This is a genomic window from Methylocella tundrae, from assembly GCF_901905185.1.
GTDB classification, from domain to species: Bacteria; Pseudomonadota; Alphaproteobacteria; order Rhizobiales; family Beijerinckiaceae; genus Methylocapsa; species Methylocapsa tundrae.
Map to the genome: position 1 here is coordinate 1 of NZ_CABFMQ020000091.1, position 18,335 is coordinate 18,335.

Genomic DNA, 18,335 nt, shown 5'->3' on the forward strand with positions numbered 1-18,335 from the left:
TAAACTTGGCAAGCTCCGGATCAAAAACAAAACCGCGCCGGAAATGTGGAATGCGGTTCTTGCCGCTTGAGCCGGTTCGTGCTCCTGGCTGTTGCGCAGTTGATTTCCGAAAGTTTGCACCACAACCCTCCTACGAACGGTTGGATCTATTGAATCAGCGCGGCGCGCGAATGCGAAATCATGCCCGCATTTTTTCGCCGCGCTTTCGCAGGTTCGCGCGGATCAGGGCCATGAGCACTGGCCCGAGAGAGAATGACCCTGCCCTAGCCTTCTGGGTTAGGCTGCGCAGATAGCCGCCGGCGCTGGCGATGGCGTCCCCGCGCTGCAGGATTGCGGCGAGGACGATCGCGGCGTCAGTCGGCCCGAGAATGTCGTTCGCCTCCTCCCAGGCGCTCGGACTGACGCCGATCCAGGGGCGGACCCTTTCCGCTGTTGCGTTGAGGTCGCGCCATGATTTGATGCCTTCGGGAGCTTGCTCGACAATGTCCGGACAAGCGTCGAGGACCATAGCGAGCGGAAAGGTCGCTTTCTGCTGCGTTGAGGGCTGTGGGGCCGATGCTGGAGGGTGCGTCGTTTCCGGTTGAGGCTCATTGGTCGCCCCATGGCTTATCGGTAAGCCATGTTCAGATTCAAGAAAAAGGGTTTTGTTTGAATTTTGTATATGACGGCCATTTTGACCGTCATTGCCGGTCATTTTTGATGTTTTGACATGAGATTCGAGCACGTCGCGGATCTCATTCGCGAGACTTTCGAGTGCTGCGGCCAGAGGTTCGAGCATCTCAACAGTCGCCGTTCGCGCGATGCGCCCGCCAAGCGCCACGAAAGCCTTCCGAAAACCGTTCCAGTCGGCCGGGACGCCCTCATAGGCGCCGGTCGCAATCATCTTGTCGATGTCGCGCCGGCGGATGGTGATGCTCTCGCGGAGCTGGCGCAGGAGAAGCTGCTCGGCCGCCGCTTCGGCGGCGAGCTGGCTGAATTCCTCGGCGCGGGCGACGATCGGCGTGAGGTCGAAGCCGAAGGCCTCGGCGATCTCGCCCCCCTCCCCTTTCCGGGCGTAGCGCTTTCCATTGGCGCTGTCGCGGCGAAGAATGATCCCTAGTGTGACAAGGATCGCCAGGTGCCGGCGCAGAGTTTTCTCCGCCATGCCGCCCGCCCGCTGCGCAAGCGCCCTGTTCGACGGAAAGACGATGATCGGCTTTTCGCCTGTGAGCGTATCCGGGCGATAAAACGACAGCAGCGCCTTCAGAACGGCGAGCGTCCGGTCTGAGAGGCCGAGCGCCGCCATGGCTGCGCAGATGTCGTCAAAGACCAGCCATTTCCGCACGAGGGCGTCGGGCGCGCATTCATTGGCGACAATCTGGGCCTGCGTTTGCGCAAGCGTGTACGGCCGCCGCCCGAAGGGCGTCGTTGAGAGGGATAATTGCATGGTCTTTGCCTTTCTTCGGGCAAAAGAAAAGCGTTCGCTGAAACGGCGTTTGGCCTTGACAAAAAACGGCTGGAAGCGCTATCTTGAAATTGTCAGTTTAGAGGATAGGGCTTCCGGAGCGGCGACGTTTCGGGGGCTTTTTCTTTGCCTTAATGTCTCCTGATGGATGGATTGGGTACGCGGTTCACTCCTCCGCGCAGCACCTTGATGCTGCGAAGAACTATTTGGCTGGACCTGGCAGGCTCAGAGATTTGTCGCCGGCGGCCGGTCTCACCTGAAATCTCATTTTGAAGCTCCCGTGCTATGGGCGCCTCGCGCGAACGCCGAGATGCATTGACGACGCCACCACGAATCGGCAGCGGCCGGGCGCCAGGTGTCCGGCTTCGCTTTGCGAACGAGAAGCGACCTGACGAAATAATAAGATGTCGGAATTTGCAGGGAGAATGAGAGGCGGGATCCCGCCCCTGCCCTCGCTTCCGATGCGAACGGCAAGCGCCTTGCCCGGCGCACTCGGCCGATCAGCGCTTTTATTCGTCGGGGACTATTGGGCGGGCAAAATGCCCGTGCCCACCGCCCCGCGGACCTCTTTGGTAACAAGTTCTGCATGTTCTTCGCCTTGTCGCAGGCAAAGAAAATCTGCTCGCCGAAACGACGCTAAAGACTCTTGACTGTGATTCGCGGAAGTGGAATTCTCTCAGCTGCAACACATAAGAGAGGGCTTCCGGAGCGGCGACGTTTCGGGGGCCTTTTTCTTTTGCCTAGTGTCTCCCGTTTGGTGCAATTCGTGGTTCAGTCATCTTCACGGCGCGACAGGTTGAGCAATTGAGTTTCGATGGTCCCGTCACGGGTGGGATGAAGAATATTGAGCTAACTCTCGCCGCGATTGAACAAGCGACGCTTGTCGGTACGGTGCGCGCGAAAGGCAACAGTTTCGGGCCTCAGTCTCCTGTTTGCTTTGTTTCCGCTTCCCTGAACGCGCGATAGAAAACATCAAGGTTATCGGAGATGTAAGTTCCAAACTTACCAGCGTCCTTCGATTTGAGCGCCAGATTGAAGGACGCTCCGGTGTTTGTGATCGTTGCTGCTACCGTTTTATCTGCAGGGGTCCAAGTTTTCGACTTCGTCTTTGTGGACTTCCGGGTAGAATTGGTCTTCGAAGTTAGAGAATTGTATAGGATGTTGAATCTCTCACTCGATTCCAGCGCTTTAAATTCATCGGTTTTGATGAGATCCAACGCCTTGTCTTGATTACCCGGTCTCTCAATCAGCGAGGTCAGCTCGATCCAGCGATCGCGGCCGATCGCTTTAGCCGCGCCTACTGCCTTGATAACCTCGTCTGGCATTCGCTTTGTCACCGAAAGCATCCGCGTGAGCATGGGAGCATCGACTGAGAGCGAGGATTGGATAATCTGACGGCTGAAGCCTAGATCGAGCAACTGTTGCGAGAACACAGACTTCTCGATGAAGGAGAGGTTTTCGCGGGCCGAATTTTCCTGCCCTTGAGCGATGACGTGGTCGATGTCTGCAAGCTGCTTGACGACAGCGCGGACAGGCCGTCCGAGGTATGTGGCCACTTTCACGCGCCTATGGCCGAAGACAACCTGGTAACGCCCTTCCGCGGCCGGATTTGGCCTCAGAAGCACGGGAGTGTCCTGACCGCGTTCCCGGATAGCTTCAAGTAGCTCCAGGAACGGCTGGTCGCCATCGTCCATGCGGTCGGAAACGAACGAGCGGTCAATGAGGTCCGTCTCGATCTCTACAACAGCAGCCCCCTCAATCAGCTTGTCCGCTTTTGCGGCGGCGGCAGCGAGAACCCCAATCGACGAAAGCATGGACTTGGAGGCACCGTGCATAGCATAGCCCGGAGTCGCCTGTTTCTCCGGTAGCTTGGCGTCCGCTTGCGTAATACCCAACAGAACATCCCGGCGGGCCATTCTACCCCCTCCTCGTGGCTGGCAACCCATTAGGATCATTGGCAAAAATATTGATCTGTACGGATGACAATAGTCCCGCTTTCATCTCAGCGGCCCCACGATCGATGGACGAGGTTCGTAATTTCAGAATTGACAGCATCGAGTGATTCCATGGCTCTATCGTAGGTCGAGCGAGTGAACTGTGATTTCTCGACTTCATAGAGGGACTGCTTCGTCAGTCCTGCGTCCGAGATTGCTGTTGATTTAAGCATGTGATTTTTGAGCATCTGTTCCGCGAGCATGGATTGCATAAAGCCCACCATCTGCGCCTGCGGAACGTCGGTCGGCTCGAAACGCGTCACCAGATAACGAAACCAATCCAACTCAACCTTCACGCCGGCTGTCTCGATCGTCATCAAGATTTCGCCGAGCATTAGCAGGAATTGGCTCATCGACATGATGTCGAGCATCTGCGGATGCACGGTGATCAAAACAGCGGTAGCCGCTGTCAACGCTGTTAGGGTAAGATAACCGAGTTGTGGCGGACAATCGATAACGACCAAATCATATTGGTCATCAACTTCTCCTAACGCGTCACCGATCCGGGTATAGAACATCTTGCCCGCGTTCGACGCTGTGTTCTGTATCGCGAGCGGTGTGTCGTATTCGTACTCTTGCAGCTCCAGGTTCGCAGGAACTATATTGAGGTTTGGGAAATTGGTAGACCGGATCACCTCGGAAAGAGGTTTCCGTTCATCGTCGTAGCGAAGGGAGTTATAAAAGGAGAGGTTGCGGTCAATCTCCGGCTGGATCCCATGCAACGCCGTCAAGGAAGCCTGCGGGTCCAGATCGACAGCGAGGACACGGTGACCGGTCAATGCCAGATACTGCGCGAGGTGAGCTGCCGTAGTGGTCTTGCCGCTGCCGCCCTTGAAATTCACAACGGCAATTACCTTGAGCCTCTCGCCACCACGGCGTCGCGGATTACGGTCTAAATCATCACGTAGTTTGTTCATCTGCTCCGCAGAATACGAGCGCCTACCAGTCGGCGACGTCAAAGGCTGGGCGCTCTTGCCCTCCAAATGCAGCTTTTTGATATAGGATTGTGAGACACCGACAAAACTGGCCACCTCCGCCAACGAGAAGCTCCGCAGCGTCTTCTGCGCATTCGGCGGAAACTTTTCCTGTCGCAGCATGTCAAGTTTGCGGGAAATCTCGCCGCCCTGATCGAGGATCGTTCGCGCAAAGTGAGTTTGCTGAACTTGAGCGGCGGCCATAGCGATCATCTTTATGCTCACAAATCCAATCAAGAACGTTTTTTTCGGGCACACGCAGAAAGTATCGTTACTATTCTGCGATTCTCTTAGTCTGGCAAGGAGTATTACGTTAACGATAGGTTAACGGCTTTTGGCGCGGCATCGAGAAAGACATCAACCGGAGTCCCCTGATCGTCTAGGAGTCCAATCTGAAATCAATGCCTGCCGCGTGATCAGAGGACGGGACGAATGACGGAAGAGGATTGCGGCAACTATGTTTCTGGCGTCGGCAACTCAGTTATGGCCGTAGTCGGCATCGTTAAGACACACGCTATGAAGGGATAAAAGGTGGCGGCCCTGAATGCTCGCTGGATGCAGTGCGGGGACGAACGCGCGTCCGCGCGTATGGAGTAGCGCATAGCGCTTGCGGCTATTTTCTCGCCGGCATCCTTCTATGCGGATCGTTGGCTGGACGCTCGGAGCGAAATTGAAATTCTCAGCCCCGCGCTCGCAAGCTCGCGAGTCACTCTACCCTTTTTGGCGCACCTTATAAGCAGTTGAATACACTCCATATTCAACTTATGTGTACGGCTGACAATTTTAGGGCATCGTTGGCGGGCGCAAATCGTTATCTTGTGATAGCGCCGAATGAAGCCACCTTCCGGCCTCACGGCGCGTGAATTGTCGCAGGTGTTTTGCTTGCCGAACAGCAAAGTCACGTTTCATATCATCGTCCGTTTTTGACCCGAACGGCGCGCCTGTTGTTCTTTAGCCGCTCGCCCCCGCTTCAGGTAAGGATATTGGGAAGCAGGCCGAATTCGCCATTTCCTAGCGACGCCGCCTGATTCGCGCAGCCACAATCCCGCACGATTCGGGGAGAGGTCGCTGGCGCAAAAGTTCCTAGATCAGCCTTGCAGCTTCCCGAGCCGCCGCTCGGCGTCATTGTAATAGCTCGCCGCCTGCTGCACCGAACGGTGCTGCGATTGCTGCATCGCCTCGGGGAGCGACACCCCTGCCCTGGCCGCCTCGGTCAGATAGCCCGAGCGCAGCCCATGCGCCGAATAAAGCTTCGGGTCGAGCCCGGCCGCCGCCACACGCCGCTTCAGGATCGCATTCACCGCCTGCGGCGTCGGAGCCCTGTCGTCGAGCCCGCCCCATTGGTCGATCGCCCGAAAAATCGCGCCTTTCTCGATGTCGGCGCGCAGAAGCCATTCCCGCAGCGCCTCGACCGGACGCCCGACCAGAAGCACCCGGGCGTCGGCGTCGGCCTCGGCCGTCTTGGTGCGGCCGAGGCGGATCGAAAGACACGGCAGCGCCGGCGAATCCGGCTCAGTCGGGTCTTCGAGGACCGGTTCCTCTTCGACAAGCTGCTCGACGCGAAGGCTCGCCACTTCGCTGCGCCGGCGCCCGCCGGAGGCGAAGGCGACCAGCAGCAGCGCCGCGTCGCGCGCATCGGCCAGCCGGTCGGAGCCGCAGGTGGCGAGCAGCGCTTCAAGCACGTCTCGCGTCACCGCGCGCTGGCTCTTGCGCATGCGCGGCCGCGACGTCGCGCGCACCGAAAGCCGGAGCGCAGAACGCAGCGCCGGCGATTTGAACGGGCCCAGCGCGCCCTTCCAGTGATGCAGCGTCGACCAGCTGGCGAGGCGCCGACGCACTGTCGCCGGCGCATGCGGCCTTTCGACCCGCAGCAGATCGCGCGCCCGCAAGGATTCCGCCACATCGGCCGGCATGCCGTGGCCTGGCTCGGCCTCCCGCCGCGCCGGATCCCAGAGGTGATGCGCGACGAATTTTAGCGCCAGCGCCTCCGGCGCCGGCCAGGGCAGGGGGCTGCCGGTCGACGCCAGCGCCCAGGCCTCGAGATAGGCGAGATCGGAGGCGAGCGCGCGCAGGCTGTTCTCGCCCATGCCCTCCCGCGCCAGATGTTTCAGGGTGGCGACGTCGGACGCGCCCTTGATCGGCGGCGCGCTGCTGCTCGATACATGCGTCTATCTCGACGCGCTGCAGGGCCGCACGCCCGGGGCGGCGGACGCGCTGCTGTCCTATCGGGTTTGCTATCATTCGGCCGTCTGCCTCGCCGAACTGACGCATGCCTTCGGGCGGCTGGATCCCGCCCATTCCTCCACCAAAACGGCCCTCAAAACGATCGGCGACGTCATCGCCGACATTCCTGGACGGCGCCTCCACGCGCCGGAGAGCGCCGCCTGGGGCGAGGCCGGCGCTCGCCGGCGCGCTGTTTCGTCTGAGCGGCCTGCCACGCGGGGCGGGCCACGAGCGAAAACTCCTCAATGATGCTCTGATCTTTCTGCAGGCGCGGCTTCTCGGCGCCAGCGTGCTCACCGCCAATGTCCGCGATTTCGACTTTCTGAGCCAGCTCGCGCCGACCGGGCGCGTCATCTTCTACCGGCGTCCCAGCTCCGAGCCCTGACCCGTCCGGGCCGGCCGTCCGCGGCCCGCCCTGGCGCCCGACGCGAGGCGGCCTACAAGAAGGTCCCCGATCGAGGCGGCGTCCGGCGGTCGGGCCGGCTTTCGCTCAATCCTCCCAAGGGTTGAGCAAAGGCACGCCGAAGGGCGCAAAATCCTTGACGTTGCGGGTGACGAGCGTGAGCTCCCTGGCGAGCGCCGTCGCCGCGAAAAACCCGTCCATGGCGGAGAGCGCGGTCCCGGTTTTCCGGCTCTCGGCCATCAGGTCGCCCCAGCGCTCCGCGACCTCCTGATCGATCGGGAGAATCCGGCCGCCAAACCGCGCCGGAAGATCATTGGCGAGCCAGGCGGCGAGCGCCGCGCGGCGGCGGCCCTCGTCGAGCAGGGCGACGCCGCGCCGGAGCTCGGCGATCGAGGCGACGCTCAGGAAGACGCGGTCCTCGTCGATGTCGTCGAGCCAGCCGAGGGCTCTGGCGCTTGGCGTTGGCCGCTGCGCCTCCGACAGCACATTTGTGTCGAGAAGGAAATTCATAGGGCGACGTCGCGCGGCGCGTCGCGCTGGCGCTCGAGGTCGAGCCCGGCGCCGCGAAGCGGAGAGGCGAGCAGGAACTCGGCGAGCGTGCCCTTCCGGAGGGTCTTCTTCGCCCATTCCTCGGCCGAGACGATCACAGCGGCCGGCTTGCCATTGCGGGTGATGAGCTGAGGCGAGGCCTGGGCGCGCTCGACCACTTCGGAGAGGCGCGCCTTGGCGCTGGCGAGCGTCCAGGCGCCGGCGGCCGGGGCGGCGGTTTTGTCGGGAGCAGGCATGGCGGACCTCACGTGACTATGATGACTATAATAACCATATGCGCGCCGCGGCTTAACCGCAAGAGGCGACCGGGATGGACTCCAGAGCGGAGGCGGGCGCTACCCGGATGTGGCCCGGGTCCGGCCAAATGGGCCAGAAACCCGCCCGAAGCGCCCAAAATCCTCAGCGCGAGGCGCCCGAACCCGGCGGAATCGCGCCGCAATCCATCGCCATCGATAATCATCGTTTATCGATGGTGATGGCACGACGAAGTCGGCCCAGCGCTTCCTGCGTTGGCGCCAATAGGTTACGCAAACAATTATTATTTTCAACACGCTACGCCTGTTTCGACAACGTCGGCGAACCAAACGAAATCACTTTGATTTACCCCCTTTATGGTGGCATTCTCACGTCATGGAGAAACGGCGACCGACCTACGATCTCGCGGCCATCAAGCTGGCGATCGAATCGATCGACACGCTCGCCATAACGACTTCGGCGCTGCGCGATGCGACCGCCATCGGCTTCGATCGCGGCGGCATCGTCGAAGCGATCCAAAGCATTGAACGGCAGATGTTCGTCAAGTCGATGACGACCTTCGCCGATCATCGCCTTTGGCAGGACGTTTATCATGTGCCGGCTCGCCGCCTTACGCTCTACGTCAAGTTTCAGGCGGACGTCGTAACCGAATTTACCGTGATGTCGTTCAAGGAGAAATAACCATGGCGACCAGGGAACCGATGCTTCCCGAGACGATGACCTCCCCCGAGACCGGCGCGACGCTGACGCGCGGCGAGCGTCCATTCACCGTCGCCTATAAGGGCGAGAGCGTCAGCGTCGACCTTCCCGGATATTATCCGGCAGGGGAGGGGGATGGCCTTCACGTCGGCAAGGATATGAGCGTCGTCGACGAGGCCTTGCGCAATCTCAAGGAGAAGCTCGAAGGCGTTCCCGCGCCGTCGAGCATCCGGCGGTTGCGCGCCAAGCTGCGCTTGTCGCAACGCGAGGCGGGCGCGTTGTTCAAGGTCGGCGAGAACGCCTTTGACAAATACGAGCGTGGCCTCGTCGAGCCGAGCGGCCCGACGATCCAGCTCATGACGCTGCTCGACCGTCATCCGGACCTTGTCGACGAGCTGCGCTAAAGGCCTCGGGATCAGGCAGGGAAGAGGGCCTTATCCCCACGCCGTCTGTCATAGCCCCGCGGCCTTGGTGAGATTGACGCGGAATTTGTCCCGCCGCCGCTGGTAGCGGCGCGTCATCTCGGCGCTGGCGTGGCCGAGCTGTTTTTGCACATAGCGCTCGTCGACCTCGGCCGAGCTGGCGAGCCCGGCGCGCAGCGAATGGCCGGCGAACTTGCGCTTGCGCTCGCCTTCGCTGAGGTCGCCGCGGACGCCGGCGGCGAGCGCGGTCTTCTGCACCAGCCGCGCCACATGCTTGTCGATCAGGCGGTCGGCGGCGACTTTGGCCCCGCCGACCCGGCGGAACAGGGGACCATGGCTGATCCGGGCGAACCTGAGCCAGAGTTCGAGGGCCGCTACCGGACAGGTCGCTTCCGACGAGCCGCGGCCGATCTCGACCTCGCGCCAGCCGGTTTTGCCCTTGACCTGAACCAGCGCGCCCTTGGCCTCGATCGCAACGAACCCGCAGCCGTCTTCGGTCTGCCCCGGCCCGCAATCCAGGCCGACGATCTCGCTGCGCCGCAACCCGCCGGCGAAGCCGATGAGCAGGATGGCGCGATCGCGCAGGCCGCGGAGGCCGTGGTCGAGCGTCGCCAGCATGGCGCGAAGATCCTCGGCCAGCACGGCCTCCTTCTGTTCGGGCGGGCGGCCATGCTTGCGGCGGATGCCGGCCATGACCTCGGCGATGTGCCGGTCGCTCCGGTCGAGCTTTTGGCCGCGCTGGGCGAACTGCCAGGCGAGCGCCGACAGGCGCCGCTCGATCGACCGCACGGAGAGGGCCTGGCCGTGCGCGCCGAGGCCCTCGTCGGAGGCGCAGGCGGCGAGATAGAGGCCGATGACCTGCGGGTCCGGGGGCAGGGGGGCGAAGCCGCGGCGGCGCGCCCAGGCGGAAAAATGGCGCCAGTCGGCGGCGTAGGCGCGGTTGGTGTTGTCCGCCTTGGCGCCGCGAGCGTAATCCTTCGCCGTCTCGGCGAGCTTTTCGAGACCGGCGGGCAGGCGCGCCGACGTTTCGGACGCGAGAGCCAAATCCTGGCTCAAGTCCCGGGCCAAATTCTCGGCCTCCGGCGGGCCGGCCTGCCGCCCGAAAGGCCCGTTTGGCGGGGTTTTTCCGGTCATTTTGGCGCGTTTTCCCTCATTGTATGCGAACATATCACGAACATTTCGCGGATTTCGCTGAGTCTCATTTAATGTCCGATAATGCAATCTTATCGGACATCATAAGCACAAGACAAGCGCGGCGGGAAGCCGCCATTTTACTCGCCATAAGCGCCGCCTTGCATTAGCCTGCCGGCATGGCTCCACGTCCCCGAATCAGCCTCGCCGCCCCGCCGGCCTTCCCCCCTTTCCCCAGCTGGGCGAGACCGCGCCAAGGCGCGGGCGAGGGGAGGATCGACGCGAGCCGTCGATCCGAGGAGAGAGAGGCCAAAGGTTCCGTCGAACGAAGTTCGATGGAATGGCTATCCGAGGGGATGCCGGGCCAGGGCGAGGGGAGGCTGGCGGCGACGGAAGGCGGCGCCGCGGAGGCCGGCTTCCGCGCCGGCGCGGCGCTCGCCGCGCTCAATCCGATCTCCCGCGCCGAACACCCGCTCGGCGGCCTCTGGCGCCAGCGCCTGGCGCTCGGCAACGCCGCGGTTCTCGCCCGACAGGCCGGGCGAACGGAGGACGAGGCGGCGCTACGCGACGCTTGGTATCTGCGCCGCGACGGCGCCGATCCCGGGCCCGCCGGCCGCCTCCTCAAAGCCTGGCGACGCCTCGGCGCGCCCGACGCCATGCAAGCGGATGACTGGACGCCCCGACTGTCAGTCCTGCTCGAATTGCGCCGCGACGACGCGCTCGAAGAGGTCGTCGCGGTCGCCGCCAGCCTCGCCAAAGGGCAGGGGAGCGCCGTCACGGCCGCCGCCGAGATCGCGGCGGTCAGCCTGCGCGTGCGGCCCGACTCCGAAACGCTGGCCCTGTGGCTCGCCGACGCCGTGCTGGCGCATCGCCTGAACTGGCCGGCGCCCGTTCCGCTCCTCGCTGGCCAGGTTCTCGCCGGCCAGCTCCGCCGCGGCGATTTTTTGCGCGCGACACAGCGGCATGGCGACGGCGACCCCGTCTGGCTCGCCGCCTGCTCGCTCGCCTACGCCCGCGCGGCGGCGGTGGCGGCGGATCTCTACGCCGAACTCGCCCGCCGCGCCTGCCGGCTGCTGGCGGCGGCGCCGAAACTGCGCGGCAAGGATGCCGACGAGATGCTGGCGATCCTCATGACGGAGGACGCCCAGCCGGCCGCCGGCGGCAAGGCGGCGAGCGATCGCAGCGGCCGCCGCCTGTTCGAGCGGCTGGTTTCGCTCGGCGCCGTGCGCGAACTCACCGGCCGGCCGACGTTCCGGCTCTACGGGCTCTAGCGATGGCCCGGCGCGCCAAACCCGAAACTACGCTCGATGCGGAGCTCGCCGACCTGCCGCCCGAACTGAGATGGCGCGAATGGATGGGCCGCGTCGAGGCCGTGATTTTCGCCGCGTCCGAGCCCGTGACGCGGGAGGTTCTTGCGCGCGTCGTCGGCCGCGACTGCAATCTCGATCTTCTCATCGCGGACATTCGCGACGAGCTGCGCGGCCGGCCGTACGAGCTCGTCACTGTCGCCGGCGGTTGGCGCCACCGCACCAGAAAAGCGTTCGCGGACGCGATCCATGCCGCGGCGGGGAGCGCCCCCGCCGTTCGGCCGCTATCGCGGTCGGAATCTCTGGTGCTGATGGCGATCGCCTATTTTCAGCCGATCGCCCGCGCCGAGCTCTCGGAATTTTTCGGCAAGGAGGTGAGCCGCGACCTCATCGCCGGGCTGCGCGCGCTGGGCGTCATCGCCGCGGGGCCGCGCAGCCCGCGGCCGGGCGCCCCCTACGCCTTCGTGACGACGAAAACCTTTCTGGCGCAGTTCGGGTTCGAGTCCCTGCGCGATCTGCCCGACATCGAGATGCTGGAGGACGCCGGGCTGCTCGGCAAGGAGAAGATCTTGGCGGGGGAGTTTCCGGGCGGGTTCGCCGCGGCGGGAGACGGCGACGAAGGCGACGATCGGCCCGACGCGGCGCCCGAACCCGGCGGGCTTTAAGCCTATATCGACGCAGCGATTGCTCGGTGTCTCCAGATTGGCGCGCCCGCGCGAAGTCCGGTTCGCGGGCGATCCGCTTGGGGTTCGCCGATCCTTATCGGCAGCGGCGCTCGGAGCCTTGGCCGTGCTTCGGATGCGGGAATTGAATCATCGAAAGAAACCGCGCCCGGATTTGCCGTTCCTGAGCAAAAGAGCGGCGCGATTGTCGATCGAGCCTGAAAAATTCGTAACGCGTTCGCTTGTGGAAGCTTTAAGTCAAAACCGAAAACAGATCATAGAACGTAGGGCGCGCGCACGCCCGGGTCCCCAGCCGGGAAATCCTTGACGTTGCGCGTCACCAAAAGCATGGCGCGGTCCTGCGCCGATGCCCAGATCACCGCATCCGGCAGTTTGATCCTGTGGCGCCGGCGCAGATCGACCGCCCGCGCGGCGATGCGTTCGTCGAGGCCGACGAGCGCGAAGCCGCCGAGAAAATCGCGCGTCGGCGCCGCGAGACCCTCCGCGGCCCCGACCATCACCTCCATCCAGGTGATGATGCTGATCGCTTTCTCCGCATAGAGCGAGAGCTCGGCGCGGGCCTCGGGCACGGCGTTGAGATAGTCGATGAGGATATTGGTGTCGAACAACGCCTTCACCATTCGCTGCGCGCCTTCTCCTGATAGGCGAGCCCGTCCACCGCGCGCTCGCCCCAGAGACCAAAGGCGTCGCTGTCCCGCCCGCGCCGCCGCGCGGCCAGATAATCGTCGATCGCCTGCCGGATCAGCGCCGCACGGGAGATCTTTTCCTGCTTCGAGAGATTGTCCAGCTCCTGGAGCTGCGCGTCGCCGAGATCGACCAAGGTTCGCATTTTCGCCATCCGTAATATATGATGATGATATCATATATCGTCAAATGCGGAAACCAAGCCGATATTCACCAAGCCGATATTCATTCACCGGGCTCCTTGTGTTGGGCCGCCGCACGCCGGATGTGAATACGAGCGGAACAAGGACGGCGCCCCTGCCTATTTGTCCAAAAGGCCGCGCCGCGCATGGAGGGCGCCATAGGCCGTGAGCAACGAGTTGAATTCGGCCGCGCGTTCGCCGACCGGGCGCTTGCGACTCCTCAGCGGCGCATCGTCTTCGGCATCAAGGCGGCGCGCCATGCGGCGCACTAAAGGTCGCAAGCTCGCGTCGATCCCGCCAGCCGTGACGATGGCCCGGCGCCAGGCGGCGATCACGGGAACGGGCGAAGCCGGCTTGAGGCTCCGGCAGGCAAAGCCTGTCGGAGAAGCCGGCGGAGGGTCCGCGCAAAGATGCCTGTGCAATCGTTCCTCGAAGTCCAGCTCGGTCCGCGTGAGGCAGTAGAGTCGGTCGACCGTCGACAGTTTCGTAAATTCTCGATCGCATGGCGGATCCTGCAGAGAGGGCAGGGCGCGGAGCCGCGCTGCCAGCGCGCTCCTCCCCGAGAACCCTTTTGCCGCCTCAAGGCGGACCAGATCGTCGATCAACTCCGCCACTTGGCGCGTCTCCGGGTCAAGTTTGGGCTCCCGCGCTTGGGGAAGATCGAATCCGCAGACAGCGCATTGGCTCTGGTGTAAATCGGCGCGACGGTTTGACCCCTGATCGGCGTGAGGGTCAGCAAATATAATGTGCAATATCAATCGCCTAAACGCTTGACCCCGCGCCGATCAGGGGTCAATTGGCGAGGCCTATTCACAGCGATGACCGGCCCTTTGGCGGTCAAGATCCGCCAGCTGCCTTTTTTGAATATTCACGCAGCCGCGCTCGCGAATATCCGCAAAAGCATCTTGCCAGCTTTACTGGAATCCTGCAGGCCGATGCCTTTTCTGGTTATGTTGCGCTCTACGATGCGCGGCGGCAGCCGGCTCCGATGATCGAAGCCGCATGCTGGAGTCATGGCAGGAGAAACTTTTTCGATCTTGCAAAGCTGAACAAAGCGCCGATCGCTATTGAGGCGGTGCGCCGCATCGATGAGCTTTTCGAAATCGAACGCACGATCAATGGCAAAACGCCTGAGCAGCGGGTTGCTGTGCGGCAAGAGAAATCAAAACCCCTTGTTCTCGCCCTAGAAGCTTGGCTGCGCGACCAGCGTGCCAAACTCTCCTCAAAAAGCGAAACAGCAAAAGCCATCAACTATTGCCTCACACGTTGGACAGCGTTTACCCGTTTTCTCGATGATGGGAGAGTTTGCCTCAGTAACAACGCAGCTGAAAGAGCCGTGCGCGGCGTGGCTGTCGGCAGAAAAAATTGGACCTTCGCAGGGTCGGATGCCGGAGGGCACCGGGCCGCAGCTATTCTTACGCTGATCGAAACTTGCAAAATGAATGATGTCGATCCCCAAGCCTGGCTCACTGATATTCTTGCAAGACTACCAGACCACCCAGCAAAACGGATCAACGAATTATTGCCCTGGAACTGGAAGCTGCAACACCAACCCCAAGCAAAGGCAGCATAACGCGCCTTCAGAAAAGGTCGAGCCCTTTACCTGGGGTGCAAAGCGGATGGATACCCTCGAGCGCCCTCAACCGGAGCTTCATGGTGGTGAGATCGTGCCGGGTCCAGATGGAGCGGACGCCGAAGGGCGAGACGGTCATGCCTCGTTTCAAAAGCTCGTTGGAGACGCGAACCTGGCCCCAGGCGGGCTGTTCGATGGCAAGCGCCACGACGGCGTCCTCGATGTCCGGCGCCACCCGGTTCTTCAGGATGGGTTTGCGCCGCGAAATCTCCTGCAGGGCGAGCTCGCCGCCTTTGTCGTAAAGCTCCTTGAAGCGGTAGAAGCTGTCGCGCGAGTAGCCCATCATCTTGCAGGCCTGGCTGACATTGCCGAGCTGTTTGGCCAGTTCGAGCACGCCAACCTTGGCGCGAATGATTTTTTTGTCCTTTGTCATTCTGGCATCCTCTGGAAAAGCCATGGCGGGGGCTGCGCAACCCCGACCAGCTCCGCCCCCGCCATGGCTCACATCGAGCTTAGGAAGACACCGTCCGTCAGATTAAATCAAAACTTTTACAGCTGATCCGCGCCGAGGTCGACGTGCGCGTCACCGCCCGCACCGTCGAGATATTCCATCGTGGCCAGCGCGTCGGCGCCCATCAACGGCGCTACATGGGCGCCAGGCACGGCACGGTCCCCGAGCACATGCCCAGTTCGCACCGGCGTTACGCCGAGTGGTCGCCGGATCGGTTCCGCCGCTGGGCCGCCAAAATCGGCCCGAACACCGAAGGGCTGATCGTCGCCGTGCTCGCCAGCCGACCGCATCCCGAACAGGGCTTCCGCACCTGCCTGGGGATTCTGCGCTCCTACCGTGGCGTCGATCCGGCCCGCGTCGAGGCGGTCTCGGCCCGCGCCCTCGAACTCGGCGCGCTCAATTGCAAGAGCATCGCCTCCCTTCTCACCCAAAAGCGCGACAGAGCGGCGCCCGGAGACGGCGGCCAAGTCTCCCTGTTCGACCACGCCAATGTGCGTGGTCCCGGTTATTACCATTGAGAGGAAATCCCATGCTTGCCCATCCCACGCTCGAACAATTGCACGCCCTCGGCCTTCACGGCTTGGCCAAGGGGTTCAAGGAGATCGAACACAATGCCGAAGCCCGCGGCCTCGATCACGCGGAATGGCTTGGCCTGCTTCTCGAATATGAAACGACGCTGCGCCGGCAGAAACAGTCCGAGACGCGCGCCAGAGCCGCCCGCCTGCGCCACCATGCCAGCGTCGAGGACGTCAATTATCAAATCCCCCGCGGGCTCGACCGCGCGCTGTTCCTCAAGCTCGCCGCCTGTGACTGGATCGCCGAGCGGCGCAATTTGCTGGTCACCGGCGCCGCCGGCCTGGGCAAAAGCTGGCTGGCCTGCGCCCTCGGACACAAGGCTTGCCGGGAAAACATCCCCGTCCTCTATACCCGCGTCCCCAGGCTCTTCGCCGATCTGGCGATCGCCCATGGCGATGCGCGTTACCCCCGGCTCCTGCGCACGATCGCCCGCGCCAAACTACTCATTCTTGATGATTGGGGGCCGGAAGCCCTGACGCCCGAGCAGGCGCGCGACCTCCTCGAAATCATCGAAGACCGCTACGATAAGGGATCTCTCATCATCACCAGCCAGGTTCCTGTCGACCGCTGGCACGACATGATCGGCATCCCGACGCTCGCCGATGCGATCCTCGACCGCGTCATCCACAACGCCTATCGGATCGATCTGGCCGGAGAAAGCCTGCGCAAGCCGCGTCCCTCCGCATGAAATCCATGCGCTCTTGACCAATCAGAAACGACGAAACATCATCAATCCTGACCTGCGGCGGCAAACTCCAAGTGTCCGGCTTCAGATCGGAATAGGTGTCCGGCTTCCTATTGGAATAACCGTCCGGCTTCGTCGGAAATCGCAGCCGACAGGCGGCGCCGGCTGGAGGCGACCCGGGCCGCCAAGGCGGCGCTCGAAGCTGAAGCGGCGTTTTCAGCTCCGATTCGGCGATTTATGGGTAATTGCAAGCTGAAAACGCCGCTTACAAAACAACGTGCTATCAAGGCCCTGCGGATTGATCACAGGAGACTAAGGAATGCGCCGCGAAAATGCCGCGGCGGTCGTGGACGCCGCCGCGAGGCGGACGGCGGCGCGCTGCTTCAAACGCCAGGGGCGCCTTTCATGATCTCGTCGGCGGTCTTTTTCTGCGCTTTGCTCAGGATCGCGTAAAGCGGCTGCACCGCCGCCTCCATCGAACGCAAGGATTCCAGCCGCTCCGCTAAATTGCCCGCCATCATTTTCATCGATTCGGGCAGGCTGGCGGACATCAGCGAGCGGCTCTGCTCCTGCGCAGCTTTGCAGGCGCGCGCCTGTTTTTCCTTATCCTCGCGGAACATCCCAGCGAAGACGTTCCATTGCGATTCTTGCACTTCTGTGATCTTGAGCTCCGCCTTGATGTAGGCGAGCTGACCGTCGATGTGTTCGTCCATGCGGCATGCCGCATCGCGATCCGCGTCGTTTTGAATCGGAGGCGCCGCGGCGCCGACGTCCTGCGCCCAAGCCGCGCTGGAAACCGCCAATAAAACCATGGCCGCCAGATTGAGTTTGTTCGGGTTCGTCATTCCTTTTTCACCTTTCATTTGCCGCGTCTCGCGCTGTTGATTGGTCCGGCTGACAAGAGAGATGCGTTGATGTCGAACAATTTTTCGCAGGCTCACCAAAGCGGCACGCCGTACGATGGATATGCGTAGGCCGGAGCGGCATACGCGTAACTGACCGCTGCGTAGGGGTAACTATAGAGAGGGGCGACATAACTATATGAAGGATACATATAAGCCGGATATGTATAGACCGAAGCCGGATAGGCATAGCTATAGAGAGGCGCGACATAGCTATAGGCGGGGAATGGATAGGCTGGATAGGCATAAGCCAGCGCGGGATAGCCATAATAGCCGCTGGCTAAACCAAGCCCGATGCCGCTCATCAAGCCGAGCCCGAGACCGAGCCCGAGACCTGTTCCGAAGCCATAGCCGCCCCAACCCCAGCCGTTGCCCCAGCCACCTCCCCAGCCGTTGCCGTTGCCCCAGCCAGTGCCATAACCACCTCCCCAGCCACCACGGTTGACCATGTTGTAGCTGGTCACGTTGTTATTGATGTTGATTATACGGTTGTGGACGCTTCCAGCTCCACCATAGGCTCCTGCGCCGTGGAATCCGCCCATTGCGCCGTGGTAAGCCCCATGCATGCCGCCGTAACCGCCGCGGAACCCGCCCATATTGCCGGCGAAGCCCCCGGGGCGCATGCCCCCGTAGCCGCCGCGGAACCCGCCCATATTGCCGGCGAAGCCCCCTGGGCGCATGCCCCCGTAGCCGCCGCGGAACCCGCCGCCGCGGAAGCTACCGCCCCGGAAACCTCCGCCGCCATGGAAGCCGCCCCACCCGCCTGCGAGCGCCTCGGTCGGATAGTTTAAGCTCGCCGTCGTACAGAGAAGCGCGGCGGAAAGCAGCGCGCAAAAGCGTTTCATCGACTTTTTTCTCCTTCCCACACACAGTTCACGCGAACGGACTGGGAGTCGGGCCGGTTCGTGCGGTTGCGCCAGAGCGATGGATAAGTTTAAACAAATGGACGTAAAATCTCATAGCTTTTGTCAGCGGGCCTACGCGGGCTCGCGGCCTTCAACCCCGTGCGTTTTGATCTGGTCCACGCGGCTCAACACGCTCGCTACGAACAGCGCCAAGGAGGCCGGGTTCCGGTCCCTTGGCACACACGGGCCGACCCACGACCGTGCATAGACGCCTGATGCTCACCGTCCTTGGC

The 18,335-nt window shown here is 62.5% G+C and carries 18 protein-coding genes and 4 pseudogenes; 9 read left to right on the forward strand and 13 right to left on the reverse strand.

Features of this window, described 5'->3' with window-relative positions; genetic code table 11:
* Positions 1 to 178 precede the first annotated feature (178 nt).
* A complete protein-coding gene (repC, locus tag MPC4_RS14160; RefSeq protein ID WP_174513091.1) occupies positions 179 to 1,426 on the reverse strand; it encodes a plasmid replication protein RepC in 1,248 nt (415 codons plus the stop codon).
* On the opposite strand from repC, the gene MPC4_RS14165 reads away from it, so the two are divergent.
* Positions 1,425 to 1,589: a hypothetical protein gene (locus tag MPC4_RS14165; protein WP_174513092.1), complete on the forward strand. Its 165-nt coding sequence runs from the start codon at positions 1,425 to 1,427 to the stop codon at positions 1,587 to 1,589. The genes repC and MPC4_RS14165 overlap by 2 nt on opposite strands.
* A gap of 775 nt (positions 1,590 to 2,364) precedes the next feature.
* On the opposite strand, the gene repB is transcribed toward MPC4_RS14165, so the two are convergent.
* The 3 genes and pseudogenes from repB to MPC4_RS14180 form a co-directional block, all read right to left on the reverse strand.
* Entirely contained in the window at positions 2,365 to 3,360 is a 996-nt protein-coding gene (gene repB / locus MPC4_RS14170; RefSeq protein ID WP_174513093.1) for a plasmid partitioning protein RepB, read from the reverse strand.
* A gap of 86 nt (positions 3,361 to 3,446) precedes the next feature.
* Positions 3,447 to 4,616, reverse strand: a complete 1,170-nt coding sequence (repA, locus tag MPC4_RS14175) for a plasmid partitioning protein RepA (protein ID WP_174513094.1) — start codon at positions 4,614 to 4,616, stop codon at positions 3,447 to 3,449.
* A gap of 884 nt (positions 4,617 to 5,500) precedes the next feature.
* A pseudogene (locus tag MPC4_RS14180) lies at positions 5,501 to 6,535 on the reverse strand (tyrosine-type recombinase/integrase); the annotation flags it as partial.
* Here MPC4_RS14180 and MPC4_RS14185 point away from each other — a divergent pair.
* A pseudogene (locus MPC4_RS14185) lies at positions 6,498 to 7,020 on the forward strand (type II toxin-antitoxin system VapC family toxin). The pseudogenes MPC4_RS14180 and MPC4_RS14185 sit on opposite strands and share 38 nt — an antisense overlap.
* A 105-nt stretch (positions 7,021 to 7,125) precedes the next feature.
* Here the strand turns inward: MPC4_RS14185 and MPC4_RS14190 are convergent.
* Positions 7,126 to 7,548 (reverse strand): type II toxin-antitoxin system VapC family toxin, encoded by a 423-nt coding sequence (locus tag MPC4_RS14190; RefSeq protein WP_174513096.1) that lies wholly within the window; start codon positions 7,546 to 7,548, stop codon positions 7,126 to 7,128.
* Positions 7,545 to 7,823, reverse strand: coding sequence for a type II toxin-antitoxin system Phd/YefM family antitoxin (locus MPC4_RS14195; protein WP_174513097.1), 279 nt, complete (start codon positions 7,821 to 7,823; stop codon positions 7,545 to 7,547). The genes MPC4_RS14190 and MPC4_RS14195 overlap by 4 nt, the downstream gene beginning before the upstream one ends.
* Positions 7,824 to 8,217: 394 nt before the next feature.
* On the opposite strand from MPC4_RS14195, the gene MPC4_RS14200 reads away from it, so the two are divergent.
* A complete protein-coding gene (locus tag MPC4_RS14200) occupies positions 8,218 to 8,523 on the forward strand; it encodes a type II toxin-antitoxin system MqsR family toxin (RefSeq protein ID WP_174513098.1) in 306 nt (101 codons plus the stop codon).
* A gap of 2 nt (positions 8,524 to 8,525) precedes the next feature.
* On the forward strand, positions 8,526 to 8,945 hold the full coding sequence (locus MPC4_RS14205; RefSeq protein WP_174513099.1) for a type II toxin-antitoxin system MqsA family antitoxin: 420 nt from the start codon (positions 8,526 to 8,528) through the stop codon (positions 8,943 to 8,945).
* A gap of 48 nt (positions 8,946 to 8,993) precedes the next feature.
* On the opposite strand, the gene MPC4_RS14210 is transcribed toward MPC4_RS14205, so the two are convergent.
* A complete protein-coding gene (locus tag MPC4_RS14210) occupies positions 8,994 to 10,097 on the reverse strand; it encodes a tyrosine-type recombinase/integrase (protein ID WP_174513100.1) in 1,104 nt (367 codons plus the stop codon).
* A gap of 353 nt (positions 10,098 to 10,450) precedes the next feature.
* Here MPC4_RS14210 and MPC4_RS14215 point away from each other — a divergent pair, with 353 nt between their 5' ends.
* Positions 10,451 to 11,365, forward strand: a complete 915-nt coding sequence (locus MPC4_RS14215) for a DUF1403 family protein (protein WP_425312478.1) — start codon at positions 10,451 to 10,453, stop codon at positions 11,363 to 11,365.
* 2 nt (positions 11,366 to 11,367) lie between these two features.
* On the forward strand, positions 11,368 to 12,066 hold the full coding sequence (gene scpB / locus MPC4_RS14220; RefSeq protein WP_174513102.1) for an SMC-Scp complex subunit ScpB: 699 nt from the start codon (positions 11,368 to 11,370) through the stop codon (positions 12,064 to 12,066).
* 272 nt (positions 12,067 to 12,338) lie between these two features.
* On the opposite strand, the gene MPC4_RS14225 is transcribed toward scpB, so the two are convergent.
* The 3 genes from MPC4_RS14225 to MPC4_RS14235 all read right to left on the reverse strand — a co-directional run bounded on the left by MPC4_RS14225 (position 12,339) and on the right by MPC4_RS14235 (position 13,564).
* Positions 12,339 to 12,704, reverse strand: a complete 366-nt coding sequence (locus MPC4_RS14225; protein WP_174513103.1) for a type II toxin-antitoxin system VapC family toxin — start codon at positions 12,702 to 12,704, stop codon at positions 12,339 to 12,341.
* Positions 12,698 to 12,913: a ribbon-helix-helix domain-containing protein gene (locus MPC4_RS14230; protein ID WP_174513104.1), complete on the reverse strand. Its 216-nt coding sequence runs from the start codon at positions 12,911 to 12,913 to the stop codon at positions 12,698 to 12,700. Before MPC4_RS14230 ends, MPC4_RS14225 begins: the two co-directional genes overlap by 7 nt.
* A gap of 156 nt (positions 12,914 to 13,069) precedes the next feature.
* Positions 13,070 to 13,564 (reverse strand): hypothetical protein, encoded by a 495-nt coding sequence (locus tag MPC4_RS14235; RefSeq protein WP_174513105.1) that lies wholly within the window; start codon positions 13,562 to 13,564, stop codon positions 13,070 to 13,072.
* A gap of 203 nt (positions 13,565 to 13,767) precedes the next feature.
* Here MPC4_RS14235 and tnpC point away from each other — a divergent pair.
* A pseudogene (gene tnpC / locus MPC4_RS14240) lies at positions 13,768 to 14,523 on the forward strand (IS66 family transposase); the annotation flags it as partial.
* A 55-nt stretch (positions 14,524 to 14,578) separates the two neighbouring features.
* Here tnpC and MPC4_RS14245 read toward each other — a convergent pair.
* Positions 14,579 to 14,956: pseudogene (locus MPC4_RS14245) on the reverse strand (helix-turn-helix domain-containing protein); the annotation flags it as partial.
* Positions 14,957 to 15,081: 125 nt separating this feature from the next.
* Here MPC4_RS14245 and MPC4_RS14250 point away from each other — a divergent pair.
* Positions 15,082 to 15,552, forward strand: coding sequence for a hypothetical protein (locus tag MPC4_RS14250; RefSeq protein WP_425312479.1), 471 nt, complete (start codon positions 15,082 to 15,084; stop codon positions 15,550 to 15,552).
* Between the two features lie 11 nt (positions 15,553 to 15,563).
* On the forward strand, positions 15,564 to 16,298 hold the full coding sequence (gene istB / locus MPC4_RS14255; RefSeq protein ID WP_174513106.1) for an IS21-like element helper ATPase IstB: 735 nt from the start codon (positions 15,564 to 15,566) through the stop codon (positions 16,296 to 16,298).
* A gap of 380 nt (positions 16,299 to 16,678) precedes the next feature.
* Here the strand turns inward: istB and MPC4_RS14260 are convergent, their stop codons facing one another.
* Positions 16,679 to 17,140: a Spy/CpxP family protein refolding chaperone gene (locus MPC4_RS14260; RefSeq protein ID WP_174513107.1), complete on the reverse strand. Its 462-nt coding sequence runs from the start codon at positions 17,138 to 17,140 to the stop codon at positions 16,679 to 16,681.
* Positions 17,141 to 17,232: 92 nt separating this feature from the next.
* Positions 17,233 to 18,042, reverse strand: coding sequence for a hypothetical protein (locus tag MPC4_RS14265; RefSeq protein ID WP_174513089.1), 810 nt, complete (start codon positions 18,040 to 18,042; stop codon positions 17,233 to 17,235).
* Positions 18,043 to 18,335: the final 293 nt, after the last annotated feature.

Excerpts from the sequence above, each read along its gene's own strand:
- istB (WP_174513106.1), top strand. The coding sequence starts at position 15,564 with ATGCTTGCCCATCCCACGCTCGAACAATTGCACGCCCTCGGCCTTCAC.
- MPC4_RS14225 (WP_174513103.1), bottom strand. The coding sequence starts at position 12,704 with ATGGTGAAGGCGTTGTTCGACACCAATATCCTCATCGACTATCTCAAC.
- scpB (WP_174513102.1), top strand. The coding sequence starts at position 11,368 with ATGGCCCGGCGCGCCAAACCCGAAACTACGCTCGATGCGGAGCTCGCC.
- MPC4_RS14205 (WP_174513099.1), top strand. The coding sequence starts at position 8,526 with ATGGCGACCAGGGAACCGATGCTTCCCGAGACGATGACCTCCCCCGAG.
- MPC4_RS14265 (WP_174513089.1), bottom strand. The coding sequence starts at position 18,042 with ATGAAACGCTTTTGCGCGCTGCTTTCCGCCGCGCTTCTCTGTACGACG.
- MPC4_RS14210 (WP_174513100.1), bottom strand. The coding sequence starts at position 10,097 with ATGACCGGAAAAACCCCGCCAAACGGGCCTTTCGGGCGGCAGGCCGGC.
- repA (WP_174513094.1), bottom strand. The coding sequence starts at position 4,616 with ATGGCCGCCGCTCAAGTTCAGCAAACTCACTTTGCGCGAACGATCCTC.
- MPC4_RS14230 (WP_174513104.1), bottom strand. The coding sequence starts at position 12,913 with ATGCGAACCTTGGTCGATCTCGGCGACGCGCAGCTCCAGGAGCTGGAC.
- MPC4_RS14190 (WP_174513096.1), bottom strand. The coding sequence starts at position 7,548 with ATGAATTTCCTTCTCGACACAAATGTGCTGTCGGAGGCGCAGCGGCCA.
- MPC4_RS14260 (WP_174513107.1), bottom strand. The coding sequence starts at position 17,140 with ATGACGAACCCGAACAAACTCAATCTGGCGGCCATGGTTTTATTGGCG.
- MPC4_RS14165 (WP_174513092.1), top strand. The coding sequence starts at position 1,425 with ATGGTCTTTGCCTTTCTTCGGGCAAAAGAAAAGCGTTCGCTGAAACGG.
- MPC4_RS14215 (WP_425312478.1), top strand. The coding sequence starts at position 10,451 with ATGCCGGGCCAGGGCGAGGGGAGGCTGGCGGCGACGGAAGGCGGCGCC.
- repC (WP_174513091.1), bottom strand. The coding sequence starts at position 1,426 with ATGCAATTATCCCTCTCAACGACGCCCTTCGGGCGGCGGCCGTACACG.
- MPC4_RS14195 (WP_174513097.1), bottom strand. The coding sequence starts at position 7,823 with ATGCCTGCTCCCGACAAAACCGCCGCCCCGGCCGCCGGCGCCTGGACG.
- repB (WP_174513093.1), bottom strand. The coding sequence starts at position 3,360 with ATGGCCCGCCGGGATGTTCTGTTGGGTATTACGCAAGCGGACGCCAAG.
- MPC4_RS14200 (WP_174513098.1), top strand. The coding sequence starts at position 8,218 with ATGGAGAAACGGCGACCGACCTACGATCTCGCGGCCATCAAGCTGGCG.